We start from the raw sequence: 15,781 nt of genomic DNA on the forward strand, positions 1-15,781 counted from the left end.
TGAAAAGAGGAGAGAAAATGAAACAATCAACCAATAAACTGACAGCGCTGTTTCTGTCGATGTGCATGGCGGCGTCGGTTCTGACGACTGCGTCTGTTTCGTCGGTAAGCGCGGCGGAAACGGAAAGCGCCGTCTCGTATGATGACGATTACGCGCCTGAGATTGCGGCAGACGTCACGGGCAAGACTGAGTTCGTGTATTACAACGGAGGCAGTTACCGCTATCCAGAAGTACGCCGCGGCATATGAAAAGTTCAATGCGGCGCAGCTCAAGTACGCCGATGTGAACAAGGACGGCGCGGTCGACATCAACGACGCAACCGCTGTCCAGAAGTACATCGCCGGAATAATCAAATCTTTCGATTAAAACACAAAAGGCAGGCTTTCTACAGCCTGCCTTGAATCGTCTGAGGCGGCTGTGAGGGGTATGAAAGAGCGCCTTTGGGCAATATATACAAATCGGCGGTCAAAACTTTGGAGGGTGCCAAAAGGGATAATGTTAAAAAAGAAAAATAGATTTTTTTCTCTTAAATTATAATATAAATGTATAGTCATATTCAGATTATAAGGAGGAGAATATATGGCACATATGAAGAAAATTCTTGCTCTGCTGTTGGCGGCTTGCGTTTTCTGCACGGTGGGCATTTTTGCCGCGACCGCTGCGGAGACCGACGACGCGGGCGAGGAAGTAGGCGCTGATGTCGGAATCACGGTTCACTATATCTGTGAAGACGGCAAACCTTCAATCTACTACTGGAACAGCCTGCCCCAGAACAAGGAGACAAGCTATCCGGGACCTGCGATGATTGATGAAGGCAACAACTACTACAAGTACACCTTCAGCACCGAGAGCAAAATCAACTTCCTTTTCGTTGTAGACGGAAAGCAGTCTGAAGAGCTCACCCGCAACGCAGGCGAATGGTGGTACAAGAACAGCCGCTGGTATGACCACGACCCCGATGATATAGTCACATGGGATCGCACCGACCTGCGCGAGGATTCGATCTACTTCGTTATCACCACCCGTTTCTACGACGGCGACAAGGGCAACAACGTTCACTGCTGGGACGACCAAAAGGCGAACAACTCGACTCCGACCCCGCCTGGAGAGGCGACTTCAAGGGTCTGATCGACAAGCTCGACTACCTCAAGGCGCTGGGCTTCTCCGCAATCTGGATCACTCCTGTTGTTGAGAACGCTTCGGGCTACGACTACCACGGCTATCACGCGCTCGACTTCTCAAAGGTCGACCCGCGCTACGAGAGCTCAGGCGCTACATACCAGGATCTTATCAACGCCGCTCACAACAAGGGCATGAAGATCGTACAGGACGTTGTATGGAACCACACAGGCAACTGGGGTGAAGCGTTCCTTTGCCCGATTTTCAAGAAGAACTACAGCAAGGATCTGTCCACCGCGGACTGCATGGAGATCATTCCCGGCAGCGAGATGGCGACAGGCTATCCGAACTACGCGAGCCTGCCCGCGGGCGAGCAGTTCCAGGCGCGTCTTGACGTAATGCAGGCGACCAAGAATCCCAAGTACAACTCAAAGGGCTACTATCACGATCCCGAGAACGCCGGTTGGGGACAGGCGACCGAGCAGACAGGCTCCATCGAGGGCGACTGCCGCGACGTCAACACCGAGAACCAGCCTGTAGCTGATTACATCAAGGAAGCGTACACCCAGTATGTAAACATGGGCGTTGACGCGTTCCGTCTTGACACAGAGAAGCACATAAACCGCTGGACGCTCAACAGCGCGTACTTCCCGCACTTCACAGGCGGCCAGTACAAGAACTTCTACATCTTCGGCGAGGTCTGCGCACGCTGGAGCGAGTTCATCAACGAGGGCGGCGCGTCCGACTCCTGCTTCTTCTACACATGGAAGGAAACCGACATCAAGTGGATCGGCAACTTCAGCACAACTCCGTTCACCGATTCCTCTCATAACGGCACAAACATCAAGAAATCCATGGAGCACTACGGCCAGTATCAGGAGAAGAGCGTTCCCGAGAAGAGCACCAACGCATTCCTCAACGGCGTGACCTACCATGCTCCCGACTATTCCAAGTGGAACGGCACAGGCGTTATCGACTTCACCATGCACTGGAACTTCGAGAACGCGAACAAGGCGTTCGACACCGCGAAGGGTGAGGATCACGCGTTCAACGACTCCACATGGAACGTAACCTACGTTGACTCCCACGACTACTCTCCCGACTTCTGCCAGAAGGTACGCTACATCGGCGGCGAGCAGGCATGGGCTGAGAACATGGATCTCATGTGGACATTCCGCGGAATTCCGTGTATCTACTACGGCTCCGAGATCGAGTTCCAGAAGGGCGCCGAAATCGACGTCGGCCCCAACGCTCCTCTGAGCAAGACAGGCCGTGCTTACTTCGGCGACAACATCGAGGGCAGCGTAACAGCTACCGACTTCGGTAAGTACACAGGCGCGAGCGGCGCGGTTGCGACAACACTCAACAAGCCTCTCGCAAAGCACCTCCAGCAGCTCAACCAGATCAGACGCGCTGTACCCGCTCTCCAGAAGGGTCAGTACACAACCTCTAACGTATCTGGCGGCAACATGGCGTTCACACGCCGCTACACCGCTAACGGCGTAGACAGCCTCGCGTGCGTAGCCATCTCCGGCGGCGCGACCTTCACGGGACTTCCCGACGGCCTCTACATCGACGCCGTAACAGGTGACAGACAGACCGTATCCGGCGGCAGACTCAGCGTTCCCTCCATCGGCAAGGGCAACATGAGAGTATATGTATGCTGCGCAGGCGGCTTCAAGGGCATCAGCGGCAAGATCGGCGAAAACGGCACATATCTCAAGTAATTAAAGGCATAAAAGAAAGGCTTGACTTCGGTCAAGCCTTTTTTAGTTGGCAGTATTACGTAGTGACAGCCCTTGCGGCTGTCTTTCAAAATTGCAGTTGTTCTGCAAATTTGAAGGGGAGCCCACAAGGAGCTCCCCTACGGATTAATCTAAAGTTTGAGTTTGGATTTATTTGATTCAGTACAAAGGTATAACAGGGACAGCTGCATTTTTCGCAAACGCAAACGTCTGACCCGCCGTTCATGATACCAATAATGCAGATGAACATTTAAAAAGGCGGAGAATCAATATCCGAAACGGTCGAAGAATCTGACGCCCTGATAGCTGAGAATGAAGTTCTGGCTCTCGTGGAAGGCGCTCTTGACCATGTAGGGGTTGTACATATAGAGCATGCGGTGCTGAACCGCGCTGCCGTCGTCGTCGAAGATATAGCGCACAGCCTGAACGCACTCATCGCTGGTGCCGCTGGTGGTGCTGCCGTCGTAGCGGCAGTACTTGATAACGTCCTCGACCGTGGAATAGCCGTCAAAGCACATCGCGTCCCTGACGCACTGTGCGATCATCGCGGCTCCGATAAATCCGCCCGAGCCGAATTCGCCGTAGCAGAGCCTCTCGAGCAGGTCACGATCCTCGTCGGTGAGCGAAATGTGGTAGCAGGAGTAGGTGTAGTCGGGGTTGTCGATGGCTACGAGATAACCCGCGTCCCACTGAGTCTGATAGTCGGCAGGAGTATCGGGCGCGATTGCGGTGGCGAAGGGTACGGTGCCGTCGGGAGCCGTCGAGCTCGGCGCGGTCGTGCTTGGCTTTGTGGTTGTGTTTTCCTTTTCGGTTGTCTTTGTTGCTGCAGCCGCTGTCGTTTTGGGAACTGAGGTTGCCGGCGGTGTGTTAACGGAGTCCGCCGTCGCGCGCGCTGTGGGGTAGATGTTCGAGGCAGGCAGCGCGGTAGCCTCACCGTCGCCTGCCTTCCACAGACCGCCGGTCAGCATTACCACCGTTCCGATGACGGCGAGAGCCAGCACGGTGGCGGAAATCATCACGACCTTCTTGTGGTTCTTGAAAAACTCGGATAATTTATTCATTCTTTCACCTTGAATTCTGATAATGTGTTCCTATTATAGCACAAGCTTGCGCGGATTTCAAGGGGAGATAGTTGGCAGACATGCTCCGCTATTTAAAAGGAAAACGTCCCGTCTCATCGGAAACGGGACGTGGTGCAATTAGGATTTTCGGTATGCTGACGGAGTTTTGCCGAAGTGCAGCTTGAACGCACGGTTGAAGTTCGAGAGGTTGTTGAAGCCCGAGAGCGCCGCGATTTCGATAATCGGGCTGTCCGAGGTCATCAGCAGCATCGCCGCGCGGTTCAGACGAAGCTTGTTGACATATCCCACGAAGGTGGTGTCCATAAGCTCCTTGAAGAGGTGCGATACATAGTAGCGGCTGATTCCTGTCGCGGCTGCAACCTCGTCGAGAGAGAGGCCGTCGATGTAGTGCTCGTCGATGTAGTTCGTGACTCTCTGCAGAGCGCGGTACTTCTTGCTCTTGCTCTCGGCGTCGACAATGCGGACGTACTTGTTGGCAAAGAGCTCGTAGAACGCCTCATACATTTTGCCGTAGACAAGCAGCTGGAAGAAGTCAGGCTTCTCGAACTCAGCCTTCTTGGCAATCGAGATGCAGTTCAGAATGCGGCTGTGCGGAGCTTCAATCGGAGAAATCTTCGCGTAGCTGGTGCAGTTGCCGTTGATCAGAGCACGGATAATGCTCTGCGCCAGGTAGTCCTGCGTCACGGCTGCAGGGTTTGTGAAATTAATGGTGATAACACTAATTTCGGCTTCATACTTGGTCAGCTTGTACCTTGTGTTGGGCGATATGAAGTAGATATCGTCCTGATTCAGTTGTGTTGCTCCGTCGGCGGTTTCCAGCGTGACAGTGCCATGCTTTATGTGACCGAACAACGCCTCATGATGTGAGATGCTCTTCTCAACGCGAGGCATGGTTCCGCACACGACTCTGAACGCCGAGTTGGATGCCGAAGTTGCATTCAGCAGTTCAATACTCATGAGAAATCCCCCAAAATTTGTTCAAGTAATGTGCTGTGTAAACTTATCCTATTGTACAATCATTCTATCAAATAAATGGTATTTTGTCAATGTTTTTTTGCCATAAAGATAAAAAATTGACATAAAAGCAAGAAATGACCATTAATACCGTGATGATACCACCAATATCTTGTTGTAAAAAGCAATTTTCACATATTCGGGAGAAATAATTCTTATCTTGTTTTCCATTCCGAAGAGCCACGCGTAGAATTGGGGGCTTAAAATAAGACGTAAATTGACAGTAAAAGTTTTGTCGCTCTCGGGTGAGATGATGATATCCGTGCCGAAGCGGTCGACGATAACGCCGATCTTGTCGTTGTCGACGGAGAGCCTTACGTCGGCTTCCTCGCCGCCGAACATCGAGAAAACCGCCTTTGCGTACTGAGCGGGGTTGAAGGCGTCGATGATATCGTTGTGTTCGCGCGGTGCGGCGAGCTGTTCGATACGCTCCATCTTGTCGACGCGGAAGTGCTTGATGATCCCCGCTGCGCTGTCAAAGGCGATGAGGTAATAGTTCTCGTCGTCCCAGCAGAGCGCGAGCGGAGATACCGCATACGGCTCGTCCTTTTTTGGTACCTTTTTGATTCTCTCGGGCGAGGTGAAGTCGACCTCGTACTTGTAGTAGATAAAGCTGATCTGCCTGTCGGCGGAGATGGCGTTGTGAAGAATGTCGACGCTGTAGTATATCTTCTCGTTGACGTTCTTGACGCGGTTGGTGACAAAGACCTGCCGCCGAAGCTGTTTTGCGTCGTTTTCGCTTACGAGGTGCGAGAGCTTGCCGATAAGCTCAAGGCTCTTTTTGCGCGTGATGAACTTCGAGCTCTGAATCGCGTCGACGAGGAGCTTCAGCTCGGCGAGCTGGAAGTCGCGGTTGCCGACGTAGTAGCGCACGGTGTTGGTGCGGATAGTGCAGATATCGAGTCCGCAGCCGCCGAGCAGCTCGAGGTCGTCGTAGAGCGTCTTGCGGTCGGCGTGGATATCGTAGGCGGCGAGCGCTTCCTTGAGCTCATTAACGGTCATTGCGTGGGCGTCGTCGGTTTTTTCGAGAAGGATTTTTTGAAGATAAATCAGCTTCTTTTTCTGGTTAGCGCTTTTGGGCATGGTTCCACCTCAGCTGATGACGATGTATTTGTGTACTTCCTCGAGCACGATGAACAGCGCAGCTGTGCTCGCCATCGCGCGGATATAGTCGCGCTCATTGTCCTCGCCGAGGAGCAGCTTGACGGCGTACGCGTCGGTTTCGCTGCAAATCCCGAGGAATACAAGTCCGACGGGTTTTTCGGAGGTTCCGCCCGAGGGCCCCGCGATTCCCGTAACGCTGACGGTGATGTCCGCGCCCGAGAGCTTTTTGACGCCCTCAGCCATCTGTATCGCGGTTTCGGCTGATACTGCGCCGAGTATGCTCAGCGTGTCGTGCCGAACACCGAGCAGCTTTTCTTTTATTTCGTTCGCGTAGGAGCATACGCCGCAGTCAAATACCTCGCTTGCACCGCTGACGCGCGTGATTCTTTCGCTTATCAGGCCGCCAGTGCAGCTCTCGGCGGTCGCGACCTTGAGATTTTTCTCGCGGAGCCTTTCGACCACCTCAAATTCGACCTTGTCAGGCTCGAGCCCGTTCTTTTTGAGCAGAGCCATGATGTCGGCAGATGTCAATGTTACCATAGCAGTCACCTCTCTGATTATTTTAGCACGATATATTTAATATTGCAATTATTTTTGATTTGGAGTATTATATTTATATACTATAGAACGGAGTAATGCGTATGGCATGGTTTTTCTCCGGGGGCGGGGTGCCTTCGGACGTCTATCAGTTTGACGGCGAGAACGCAAAGCACATCAGGGTTCTGCGGCTTCGTCAGGGCGAAGAGGTGACGATCGTCACACCCTCGGGCGAACAGTGCGAGGCGGTGATGGAGAACGTCTCGGGCGACTGCGTGACAGCGCGCATAATTTCGCGCAAAAGGTGCGAGAACGAGCCGGACGTGTTCGTGACGCTCTATCAGGCGCTTCCGAAGGGTGACAAGATGGACTACATCGTCCGGAAGTGCGTCGAGCTCGGAGTCAGCCGTATCGTGCCCGTGCTCAGCGCGAGGTGCGTGTCGCGTCCCGACGAAAAGTCGATGCGCAAGAAGCGCGAGAGGTGGCAGAAAATCGCCTTGCAGGCGGCAATGCAGAGCCGCCGAGGAATTATTCCGCAGGTCGGCGAGTGTGTGTCATTCGCGCAGGCGGTGGAGCAGTCGGCTGAAAACGGGCGGAACATATTCTTCTACGAGCTCGGCGGCGAAAGCGTGAAGGAGATCCTCAGCGAGAAGCCGGAGAGCGTCGGAATGTTCATCGGCAGCGAGGGCGGCTTTGAGGAGAGCGAGGCGGAGCTCGCGGTGCAGAGCGGAGCAGTCGCGGCGACCTTGGGCAGGCGTATCCTCCGCGCGGAGACAGCGCCATTGGCGGCTCTCTCGATAATCATGTACCAGACGGATAATTTTTCATAGAGATCAAGGAGTAGGAAATGATTGGTATTATCTGCGCAATGCAGCTTGAGGCGGACGGAATCGTCGCGCTCTCGGAAAACGTAAAGGAAGAAATCATCGGCGGAATGAAGTTCTACACCGCCGCTCTGCACGGCAGAGAGGCCGTTATCGTCGTCTGCGGCGAGGGCAAGGTCAACGCCGCGATGTGTACGGCGACGCTTATCCGCGAATACAGCCCGAGCCTGATCATCAACAGCGGCGTCGCGGGCGCGCTCTCGCCGATCGTCAGCGTAGGCGACCTTGTTGTCGGCAGCAAGGCGGTCGAGCACGACATGAACGGCACCGCCCTCGGCTACAAGCAGGGCGAGGTCAACCTCCCCGGTCAGGGAATGTGCACGTATTTTGACTGCGACAAGGCAGCCGCGACAAGGCTCGCGGTGATCTGTAAGGAGCTGCCCGGCACTCGCGTCGCTCAGGGCATAATCGCGAGCGGCGACGTATTCATTTCGGACAGAAAGAAACGCCTTCTGCTCAACGACCGCTTCGGCGCGGTCGCGTGTGAGATGGAAGGCGCGGCTATCGGACACGTCTGCCGCTGCTTCGGGGTTCCGTTCGCGATACTCAGGGCGATCTCGGACGACCTCGACGAGAACAAGGGCATGGACTTCGTGAAGTTCTGCCGCCTCGCCGCCGACAAGACGGTCAAGGTGCTGGACAAGTTCCTGCTGCAAACTGCCGAATAAAAAAATCCCTTCCGCCGAGGAAGGGATTTTTATTTTATTCCGCCGTGATGACCTCGTACTCTCTGACGTTGAGGACGGTTTCGCCGTCGATCTGGAGCGCGACGGGTCTGTCGAACGCTACCTTGACGCGGTTGCTGACGAAGGTCTTGACGATTTTTGTCTTGTTGACGTGCTCGCCCTTGAAGATTGACGGAAAGGCGGCGAGCGTTCCTATTTTGCCCTTGCCGTACATAACCATAGTAGTGACTGTTCTCTGCGTGTTGAGTCGGTCCTGGTCGGGAGTCGCCATCATGCCGCCGCCGTAGAACCTGCCGTTCATCGTGGGAGCGAGCCACGCCTTGTCAAAAACATGGGTCTCGCCGTTGACGGTGATCGTCGCGCGGGTGGGCTTGTAGTGGAAGAGCAGTCCCTTGATCGCGATGGAGGTGTAGTTGATCGGCTTGTCGCCCGCCTTTGTGCGCTGACGGTCGCCTTCTTCGCAGCAGTAGCCGTCGATTCCGTAGCCGATGCCGTTGATGAATTTCTTTGTCATGCCGTTGACGATGACGGACGGCAGCCTGACGAGGTAATCGTTGATCAGCGCGGGGCCGTCCTCGGCGCTCTTGCCGATGTCGGTCCAGAAGTCGTTGCCGCTGCCCGTGGGGTAATAGTAGACGCGGTTCTCGATGGAGTCGCAGTCGATTTCGTTGACGAGGAAATTCAGCGTGCCGTCGCCGCCGCAGACAACGACCTCGTCGTCGGGCGAGATGCTGTCGAACAGCTCCTGATAGGTGTCGAACTCATTGACCTCCTTGTAAACAAGCTCCTTCTGCGTCCAGATCTCCTTGATCCTGAACGCGCCCTTGGCGCCCTGATCGTTGTTGGACTTTTTGTTGTAGATAACGTAGGTTTTCATAATTGTTCGCCTCACAGATTTTTATTCATGATCCCGGCGACCCTCTCGCCGATTGCGGTCGTTTTCATACCCTTTATCTCCTCGGCAGACAGCACCCCGAGAACGTCGAGCTCGACATGGCTGCGGTGGAGAGGAAAGTTCTTCTGGATCTCATACGTGCCCTTCGCGGTCATGACCACGATCGGGACGTTCGCCTTCTGGGCGATCTTGAACATCGCTCCGTGGAAGGGCAGCAGACCCTCGTCGTAGTTTCGCCTGCCCTCGGGATAAACGGCGACGTTGACCTCGCCGCGCTTGAGCAGATCGGCGGCGCGGTTGACGGTTTTCATGGCGTTGCGCGGATTCTCGCGGTCGATCGCCATGAACAGGCAGCGGTGGATAATCCTTCCGTAGACCGGCACCTTGAAGTTCTCGGGCTTCGAGATGAACGAGAGCTGTTCCTTTCCGAAGGCGTACCATGTCAGTATCGGGTCGAACTTCGAGCGGTGGTTGCACACGAGCAGGTACCTTGTATCCTTCGGCAGAAGCTCTCTGCCCGTGACCTTGACGCGGATACGAATGAGCTTTGCCGCGACGGCGGTGGAGTTCGTCAGCAGGAAGCGGAAGAATTTGCTGTCGTGCTCGTACTCCTTATTCATGTCGACGAATAGCCCGACGATGAAGAGAAAGATGAAATAAAGCGGACAGAACGCGAGCACAGCGATAACTATCCAGAAAATGATCCAAAAAATAACGGTTCCCATAATTTACATTCCTTATAATAAGATACTATAATTATATACAAAAATCGACCGAACGTCAACGATTTCCACAAATAAATACGTTTTTTGAGTGCGGAAAAATACGGAATAACGACAAAAACAAAAGGCGTTGCCGCGGGCATTTGTACTTTTTTATGAAATTTCGGAATCGTGAAAAGACTTGCGCCGCAGATGTTGAAAACACCCTCAAATAGTGTTAAAATAACAGTGAGCAATGTACCAATCAGCACAATTGCTCCATAAATTTTTTAAAACAAAATAATAGTTACGAGGTAATTTGCATGAAGCTCAAAGAACCGTTGCTGTACTGGCTCAAGCCCGGCAAGATCCAGCCGATCAACTACACGCTCTTTATCCTGATACTCGTCGGCAGCTCGATCGTGCGCTACCGCGTCGGGGTCAACAGCCTTAATCAGAAGCTCCGCGTCGAGGAGCTCAACGGCGCGCTCGAGGATATAGCCAACCACGACAGCCTTACCCATCTTTATAACAGGCATTCGCTCAGCCGCATGATACCGTCCTATGTGGGCGCGGATATCTGCCTCAGGGAATACTCGACCGACAAGGGCAGACCCGAGCTGAGCTTTGCCTACGGCTTTGTCAGACTGACAGCCGCAGACCTCAGCGCCGTTCACGAGGCGATCTCGAGGGCGGATAAGCTGCTGTATGAGAATAAGAAAAACGCACGCGTTCAGCGTGCGTTTTTGCTTTTAATATACGATTACGGGCGTGCCGTATGAGGTGCGCTCATAGAGGATCTTTACCTTGTCATAAGGCGTGTTGACGCAGCCGTGAGAGCCGTTGCCGTTGTAGATAGTGCCGCCGAAGGACGAGCGCCAGCTCGCGTCGTGGATTCCGATACCGCCGTTGAAGCCCAGCCAGAAGTTGACGAAGGACGAATATCCGGGGCCTGTGAGGGTGGTGTTGACAGCGCGTGAGCTGATGCTGTAGCGGCCTGTGGGAGTGTTGCACTCGCCGTCGTTGTTGCCTGTAACAACGTCGGTGTCGAGATACAGCTCGTTGTTCTCGTAGTACCAGAGGTGCTGCTGCGAAATGCTGATCTCAATATACGTACCGCTTCCGGCGGCGGTGGCGGCGTTGTTCTTGCCCTCCGCCTTGGAAACCTCGATCTCGCAGGTGGTGTATGTGCCGCGGGCTTCCTTGTTATTGCCGAGCACATAGTACGGCTCAACGCGGAAGGTGTAGGTGTCGCCTGCGGTTAGCTTGTCGGTGATGAAGTAGTTCCTCTCGGTCGCGTCGAGGTACTCGAGGTCGCTGTCGCCGTGAGCGACATAGATGTTGTAGCCCGTGGCATAGGTGTTGTAGTTCCAGCTCAGGTGAACTCTGGACGCCTCGCTTGTCGCGATGAGGTCGGTAGGCGCGCTCATTCCGCAGACGAGCTGGATCGTCCTGCCCTCTGAGGGGTAGTTGACGCCGTTGTACAGAGTGCGGTTCGCGCAGACCTTGTAGGTGTAGAGAACGCCTTCCTTGACGTCGTCGTCGGCGAAGGAGGTCTTGTCGGCGTCGTTTATCTCACCGACGAGCGTGTACTTGCCGTCCTCGACGGAGCGGTAAACGCGGTAGCTGTCGGCGGTGTCGGACTTGTCCCAGCCGATCTCCATCTCGTCGGAGCTGTGCAGGACGTGGAGGTTCGAGACCTCGCCTGCCTGGGTGGCGGTTTTCTTGACGGACTCGGGATATTCTCTCGTTTCGCCGTCGATCACGGTGTAGGGAACGATCTTGATCCAGTACTGGGTGCCGCTCTTGAGCTCACCGATAGAAACCTCTGGCTCGGTGACGTCCTTTGCCTTGACGTAGTCCTCGGAGCTGTCCCTGTCGCAGATATAGACAGAGTATCCGTCGGCGTCGTCGGCAGCGTCCCACGAAAGGTCAATGCGGTCGGGCTCATAGCTGGTTTTTTTGATTGTGTCGATCACACCGCGCGACTGAACGGGAAGCGCGGCATTTTCGTTGAGCGAGGCGGGCGACATTTTTGCGACGTCGGCGGTCTGAGCCGGGGACGACGCGGCGGTGTCGTTCGCGACGACGAAGATGCTTACCGCGACAGCGGAAACCAGAACCACGGAGCCAAGGATCACCGAAAGGGCAATTCTTGATTTTTTCATATACCTTCCATCTCTCTCTCGTAAATTATACAAAGTTTTGGTTTTCAGATAGGCTGTTATCGATATTTAGATTATTATATATTATTTTGCCGCGGTCTGTCAATTCCCTGAGAGAAATTTTTGCGGCGAAAAGCTGCTTTTTATATGAACTGCCAATGCGTCGGGTAATTTTGGGGGTATTTTTGACAATATGATATTTCCGGGGCAGAAACTGCACTGAAATGACCGAAAAAAGCCATGAAAATCAGCGCGTATTATATCTTGTTACAAAAAATGACAGAAGAGGCACCGGAAAATAGCAACATTGTTTTCCAAATTAACTTGTATTATATTGAAAAAGATGATATAATTGTAATGAACTAAAGGATGGCAGAACCTGATGTTCAAAACTTGCAGCATTGCCGCGTGAAGAATAAAACACAGAATGTCTTCTATAAGCAAACGCGGCGGTGCTGTTTTTCTATCTATAAGGAACGCTTAAAAAAAGGGACGACTATGAGGTATTTCATCGATTTTGAGGCGTCGCAGTTTGCCGAGGAGATAATCTCGGTGGGCTGTGTTGACGAGAGCGGACGGAGCTTCTACTCTCTGGTGCGCCCGAAAAAACCGAAAAAGGTGACTGACTTCATCACCAAGCTGACGGGCATAACGCGCGGGGAGGTTCTCGCCGCGCCCGAGGCGGACGAGGTTTTCGCCCGTTTCTACGACTGGCTCGACAAAAGCGAGGCGTTGAAGTTCTATTGCTACGGCGACTGTGACAGGCGGTTTGCGCTCAACACGGTCGGTGCGGTCACGGATTTCAGCGCCCAGACTGCTCTGAGCCTGATCATCGCCAACATAGTCGACTTTTCGGTCGAGCTCAGACGGCATTTCAAGATGAAGCGTTCCATCGGACTTGCGAAGGCTGTGTCCTACTACCGCGGCGAGGAGATCGTGCAGCGGCACAACTCCCTCGACGACGCGGTATATCTGCGCGAGGTATTTTTCCGGTCGCGCAGCGAGGTCATCGACAAGTGCCCGTTTGAGGAGGAGCTTCCCTCCCCGGCGGATATCGTCCATACCGGCAAGCACAGCGTAGTGGCTCTCCGCGACGAGTTCGAGATCACCTTTGCCTCTTGCGGCAAGGCTGCCGAGTGGCTCTCTCAGACGCAGCTCAAGAAGAAGCTCACCGTCAGGGAGAAGCAGAACATCAGCAACAAGATCTCGCTCGCAATGGAACGCGACAAGCCCTACAGCGGCTTCATCTGGCGCAGGAACAAGCAATAAAAAGAGGTTTGACAGCGGGCAAGCGCCCGCGGGCTCCTCGCGTACTATAGGTTAAATATTCAGGCAGCGTTGCATTTTCGCGGGAAGTGTTCCCGCGATAAGTAACGTTGCTTTTTTGTTGCATATCTGTTGCATTTGCAAAAATATATGTTATAATCATTAAGGTGAAATTATATGGAAAGATATCTCGACCATTTCCGCGAGGAACACATTGAAATATTACAGTCCAAGGTGCTTTTCCGCGGCATGAACCGCGACGAAATCCGCTCCTTCATCGTCCACGCAAACCCTGTCTACGTCGAGCTTTACGAAGGTCAGCGAATGCGCCTTGACCGCGAGTTCTCACACATGATAGGGCTTGTTATCACGGGCGTGACCCACATCTACAGCGTGGGCTACGACGGCACGCGCACGCTTCTGCGCTCGCTCGAGGACGGCGAAACAAGCGGACTTCTCTGCTCGATGCTCGACTACCAGAACTCGCTTGTTGAGTTCGTCGCGTCGTCGGACGCTGAGATGATAATGTTCACGCCCGACTCTATCCGCGTACAGGAGCTCGGCGACGTTCAGGTTCAGCACAAGATCCTCGTCAACCTCATCGCGGGTCAGAAGAACCTCTACTACGAGATGACCCAGCACCTCGCCTGCCTCTCAAAGCGCACCGTCAGGGACAAGGTCATGCGCTTTTTGTACTACTACGCCGAACGAGTGCGGTGCTACGAATTCACTGTGCCGTTCTCGCGCGAGGAGCTTGCGGATTACCTCGCGGTCGACAGGGCGTCGCTCTCGCGGACTCTCGGCGAGCTGAAAAAAGAGGGAGTTATCGACTTCAACCGCAGCCGCTTCCGGATACTCGGCACGCGGCTGTTTAAATATTGATATGAAAAATTTGGGATACGGATTACAGAAGGAAGATTTATGACAAAACGGACTTTCAAACGCGCATTTCGCGACAGCCTGCCGATACTTGCGGGCTATCTCGCCCTCGGCTTCGGCTTCGGCGTGCTCCTCGAGAGCAAGGGCTACAGCTTCTGGTGGGCGATACTCATGAGCATAACCATGTTCGCGGGCTCGGGTCAGTACGCGGGCGTCGACTTTCTCGCGGGCGGCGCGACGATACTCACCACCGCCTTCATGACGCTGATAATCAACGCGCGCCACTTTTTCTACGGCTTCTCGCTGCTCGACAAGTACAAGGGCATGGGCGCTGTCAAGCCGTACCTGATTTTCGGTCTGACCGACGAAACCTACTCCGTCGTCTGTTCCGCGCAGCTCGACGACACGATAAGCAAGCGGAAATACTACTTTTTCCTGACGGCCCTCGACCACCTCTACTGGATAACGGGCTGCACCCTCGGCGCGATAATCGGCGGCGTGCTGCCGTTTTCAAACGAGGGCATAGACTACGCGATGACCGCGCTTTTCATTGTGATAATGGTCGAACAGTGGCTCAGCACAAAGGAGCACCTGCCCGCGATCCTCGGCGTGGCGACAACGGCGGTATGTCTGTTCGCCTTCGGCCCCGACATGTTCATCATTCCCGCGATGACGCTGATAGCCTTCGAGCTGGTTATCCTGCGCAGGAAGCTCGACAAGACTCAGCCCGAACCCGACGGCGGAACCGGGAAGAAAGCGGAGGTGGAGAGCGATGATTGACGGCGTTATCAACACACCATACTCGCTGATACTCATAGCGGTGATGGCGGCGGTGACGGCGTTTGTGCGCTTTTCGCCGTTCATACTCTTCCCCGAGGGACGAAAAAGGCCGCGCGTTATCACATATCTCGGCACTGTACTGCCATATGCTGTCATAGGAATGCTCGTCGTCTACTGCTTCAAGGGCAAGTCGCTGATAGAGTATCCGTACTGCATACCCGAGCTTCTGGCGGCGGCGCTCGTCGTGGGGCTGCACGTCTGGAAGCGCAACACCCTGATAAGCGTATTCGCGGGCGTAGCGTTCTACATGGTGCTCGTTCAGCTCGTATTTTAGGAGATTATTATGTCATATCTTGAGTTATTCGTAATCGCGGTGGGACTGTCGATGGACGCCTTCGCCGTGTCGATCTGCAAGGGTCTGTCGGTAAGACGGCTGAAGCCCCGTCACAATCTCATTTGCGGACTGTACTTCGGCGGCTTTCAGGCGCTTATGCCCGTTATCGGCTGGCTGCTGGGCAGGCAGTTCGAGAGCCTTATAAAGAGCATTGACCACTGGATAGCCTTCGCGCTTCTGGTGCTCATCGGCGCGAACATGATCCGCGAGGCGGTCAAGAACGAGGAGGAGAACCTCAACGACTCCTTCTCGCCAAAGACGATGCTGCCGCTCGCGGTGGCAACGAGCATAGACGCGCTCGCTGTGGGCGTGACCTTCGCCTTCCTCGATGTTTCGATAGTGCCCGCGGTGTCGATGATAGGCGCGACTACCTTTATCCTTTCGGCGGTCGGCGTGAAGATCGGCAACGTGTTCGGCGCGAAGTACAAGTCAAAGGCGGAGCTTGTCGGCGGCATAGTGCTCATAGCTATGGGCGTAAAGATACTAATCGAGCATTTGTTTTTTGATTAATCAGCGAAAAATCAAAGGCT

The 15,781-nt window shown here is 54.2% G+C and carries 19 protein-coding genes; 12 read left to right on the top strand and 7 right to left on the bottom strand.

The window, feature by feature from the left end; genetic code table 11:
- Window positions 1-17 precede the first annotated feature (17 nt).
- The 4 genes from AB1I49_RS00550 (at window position 18) to AB1I49_RS00565 (ending at window position 2,846) form a co-directional block, all read left to right on the top strand.
- A complete protein-coding gene (locus AB1I49_RS00550; RefSeq protein WP_407721690.1) occupies window positions 18-248 on the top strand; it encodes a hypothetical protein in 231 nt (76 codons plus the stop codon).
- On the top strand, window positions 142-366 hold the full coding sequence (locus tag AB1I49_RS00555) for a dockerin type I repeat-containing protein (RefSeq protein WP_407721686.1): 225 nt from the start codon (window positions 142-144) through the stop codon (window positions 364-366). The genes AB1I49_RS00550 and AB1I49_RS00555 overlap by 107 nt, the downstream gene beginning before the upstream one ends.
- A 213-nt stretch (window positions 367-579) precedes the next feature.
- Window positions 580-1,128, top strand: coding sequence for a starch-binding protein (locus tag AB1I49_RS00560; RefSeq protein WP_407721131.1), 549 nt, complete (start codon window positions 580-582; stop codon window positions 1,126-1,128).
- A gap of 41 nt (window positions 1,129-1,169) precedes the next feature.
- The gene (locus AB1I49_RS00565) at window positions 1,170-2,846 is read left to right on the top strand and encodes an alpha-amylase family glycosyl hydrolase (RefSeq protein WP_407721688.1); all 1,677 of its coding nucleotides are present in this window, start codon (window positions 1,170-1,172) and stop codon (window positions 2,844-2,846) included.
- 284 nt (window positions 2,847-3,130) lie between these two features.
- Here AB1I49_RS00565 and AB1I49_RS00570 read toward each other — a convergent pair whose 3' ends face one another.
- The 4 genes from AB1I49_RS00570 to AB1I49_RS00585 form a co-directional block, all read right to left on the bottom strand.
- Entirely contained in the window at window positions 3,131-3,925 is a 795-nt protein-coding gene (locus tag AB1I49_RS00570) for a hypothetical protein (RefSeq protein ID WP_407721132.1), read from the bottom strand.
- 138 nt (window positions 3,926-4,063) lie between these two features.
- Window positions 4,064-4,903, bottom strand: coding sequence for a helix-turn-helix domain-containing protein (locus tag AB1I49_RS00575; RefSeq protein ID WP_407721133.1), 840 nt, complete (start codon window positions 4,901-4,903; stop codon window positions 4,064-4,066).
- A 141-nt stretch (window positions 4,904-5,044) separates the two neighbouring features.
- On the bottom strand, window positions 5,045-6,043 hold the full coding sequence (locus AB1I49_RS00580; protein WP_407721134.1) for a helix-turn-helix transcriptional regulator: 999 nt from the start codon (window positions 6,041-6,043) through the stop codon (window positions 5,045-5,047).
- A 9-nt stretch (window positions 6,044-6,052) separates the two neighbouring features.
- The gene (locus AB1I49_RS00585; RefSeq protein WP_316610733.1) at window positions 6,053-6,604 is read right to left on the bottom strand and encodes a CinA family protein; all 552 of its coding nucleotides are present in this window, start codon (window positions 6,602-6,604) and stop codon (window positions 6,053-6,055) included.
- Window positions 6,605-6,705: 101 nt separating this feature from the next.
- On the opposite strand from AB1I49_RS00585, the gene AB1I49_RS00590 reads away from it, so the two are divergent.
- Window positions 6,706-7,431, top strand: a complete 726-nt coding sequence (locus AB1I49_RS00590; RefSeq protein WP_201427491.1) for a 16S rRNA (uracil(1498)-N(3))-methyltransferase — start codon at window positions 6,706-6,708, stop codon at window positions 7,429-7,431.
- A gap of 17 nt (window positions 7,432-7,448) precedes the next feature.
- Window positions 7,449-8,153: a 5'-methylthioadenosine/adenosylhomocysteine nucleosidase gene (locus AB1I49_RS00595; protein WP_407721135.1), complete on the top strand. Its 705-nt coding sequence runs from the start codon at window positions 7,449-7,451 to the stop codon at window positions 8,151-8,153.
- Between the two features lie 34 nt (window positions 8,154-8,187).
- Here the strand turns inward: AB1I49_RS00595 and AB1I49_RS00600 are convergent, their stop codons facing one another.
- Both AB1I49_RS00600 and AB1I49_RS00605 read right to left on the bottom strand, forming a co-directional pair.
- Window positions 8,188-9,048, bottom strand: a complete 861-nt coding sequence (locus AB1I49_RS00600; RefSeq protein WP_201427493.1) for a diacylglycerol/lipid kinase family protein — start codon at window positions 9,046-9,048, stop codon at window positions 8,188-8,190.
- Window positions 9,049-9,059: 11 nt separating this feature from the next.
- Window positions 9,060-9,791, bottom strand: a complete 732-nt coding sequence (locus tag AB1I49_RS00605) for a lysophospholipid acyltransferase family protein (RefSeq protein ID WP_201427494.1) — start codon at window positions 9,789-9,791, stop codon at window positions 9,060-9,062.
- A 299-nt stretch (window positions 9,792-10,090) separates the two neighbouring features.
- On the opposite strand from AB1I49_RS00605, the gene AB1I49_RS00610 reads away from it, so the two are divergent.
- Window positions 10,091-10,549, top strand: coding sequence for a hypothetical protein (locus AB1I49_RS00610; RefSeq protein ID WP_201427495.1), 459 nt, complete (start codon window positions 10,091-10,093; stop codon window positions 10,547-10,549).
- On the opposite strand, the gene AB1I49_RS00615 is transcribed toward AB1I49_RS00610, so the two are convergent.
- Window positions 10,520-11,935, bottom strand: coding sequence for a L,D-transpeptidase family protein (locus tag AB1I49_RS00615; protein ID WP_407721136.1), 1,416 nt, complete (start codon window positions 11,933-11,935; stop codon window positions 10,520-10,522). The two genes, AB1I49_RS00610 and AB1I49_RS00615, sit on opposite strands and share 30 nt — an antisense overlap.
- 495 nt (window positions 11,936-12,430) lie before the next feature.
- On the opposite strand from AB1I49_RS00615, the gene AB1I49_RS00620 reads away from it, so the two are divergent.
- From AB1I49_RS00620 to AB1I49_RS00640, 5 genes are all read left to right on the top strand, one after another.
- Complete coding sequence (locus AB1I49_RS00620; protein WP_407721137.1) at window positions 12,431-13,201, top strand: exonuclease domain-containing protein; 771 nt, start codon at window positions 12,431-12,433, stop codon at window positions 13,199-13,201.
- A 174-nt stretch (window positions 13,202-13,375) separates the two neighbouring features.
- Window positions 13,376-14,080 carry a Crp/Fnr family transcriptional regulator gene (locus AB1I49_RS00625; RefSeq protein WP_407721138.1) on the top strand — a complete coding sequence of 235 codons (705 nt, stop codon included), beginning with the start codon at window positions 13,376-13,378 and terminating at the stop codon, window positions 14,078-14,080.
- A 39-nt stretch (window positions 14,081-14,119) separates the two neighbouring features.
- A complete protein-coding gene (locus AB1I49_RS00630) occupies window positions 14,120-14,857 on the top strand; it encodes an AzlC family ABC transporter permease (protein WP_316609721.1) in 738 nt (245 codons plus the stop codon).
- A complete protein-coding gene (locus AB1I49_RS00635; RefSeq protein WP_316609722.1) occupies window positions 14,850-15,191 on the top strand; it encodes a branched-chain amino acid transporter permease in 342 nt (113 codons plus the stop codon). Before AB1I49_RS00630 ends, AB1I49_RS00635 begins: the two co-directional genes overlap by 8 nt.
- A gap of 3 nt (window positions 15,192-15,194) precedes the next feature.
- Window positions 15,195-15,761: a manganese efflux pump MntP gene (locus tag AB1I49_RS00640; RefSeq protein WP_399552657.1), complete on the top strand. Its 567-nt coding sequence runs from the start codon at window positions 15,195-15,197 to the stop codon at window positions 15,759-15,761.
- The last annotated feature ends 20 nt before the right edge of the window (window positions 15,762-15,781 follow it).

It is taken from the genome of Ruminococcus sp. NATIVEDY160, from assembly GCF_045819885.1.
GTDB lineage: Bacteria > Bacillota > Clostridia > Oscillospirales > Acutalibacteraceae > Ruminococcoides.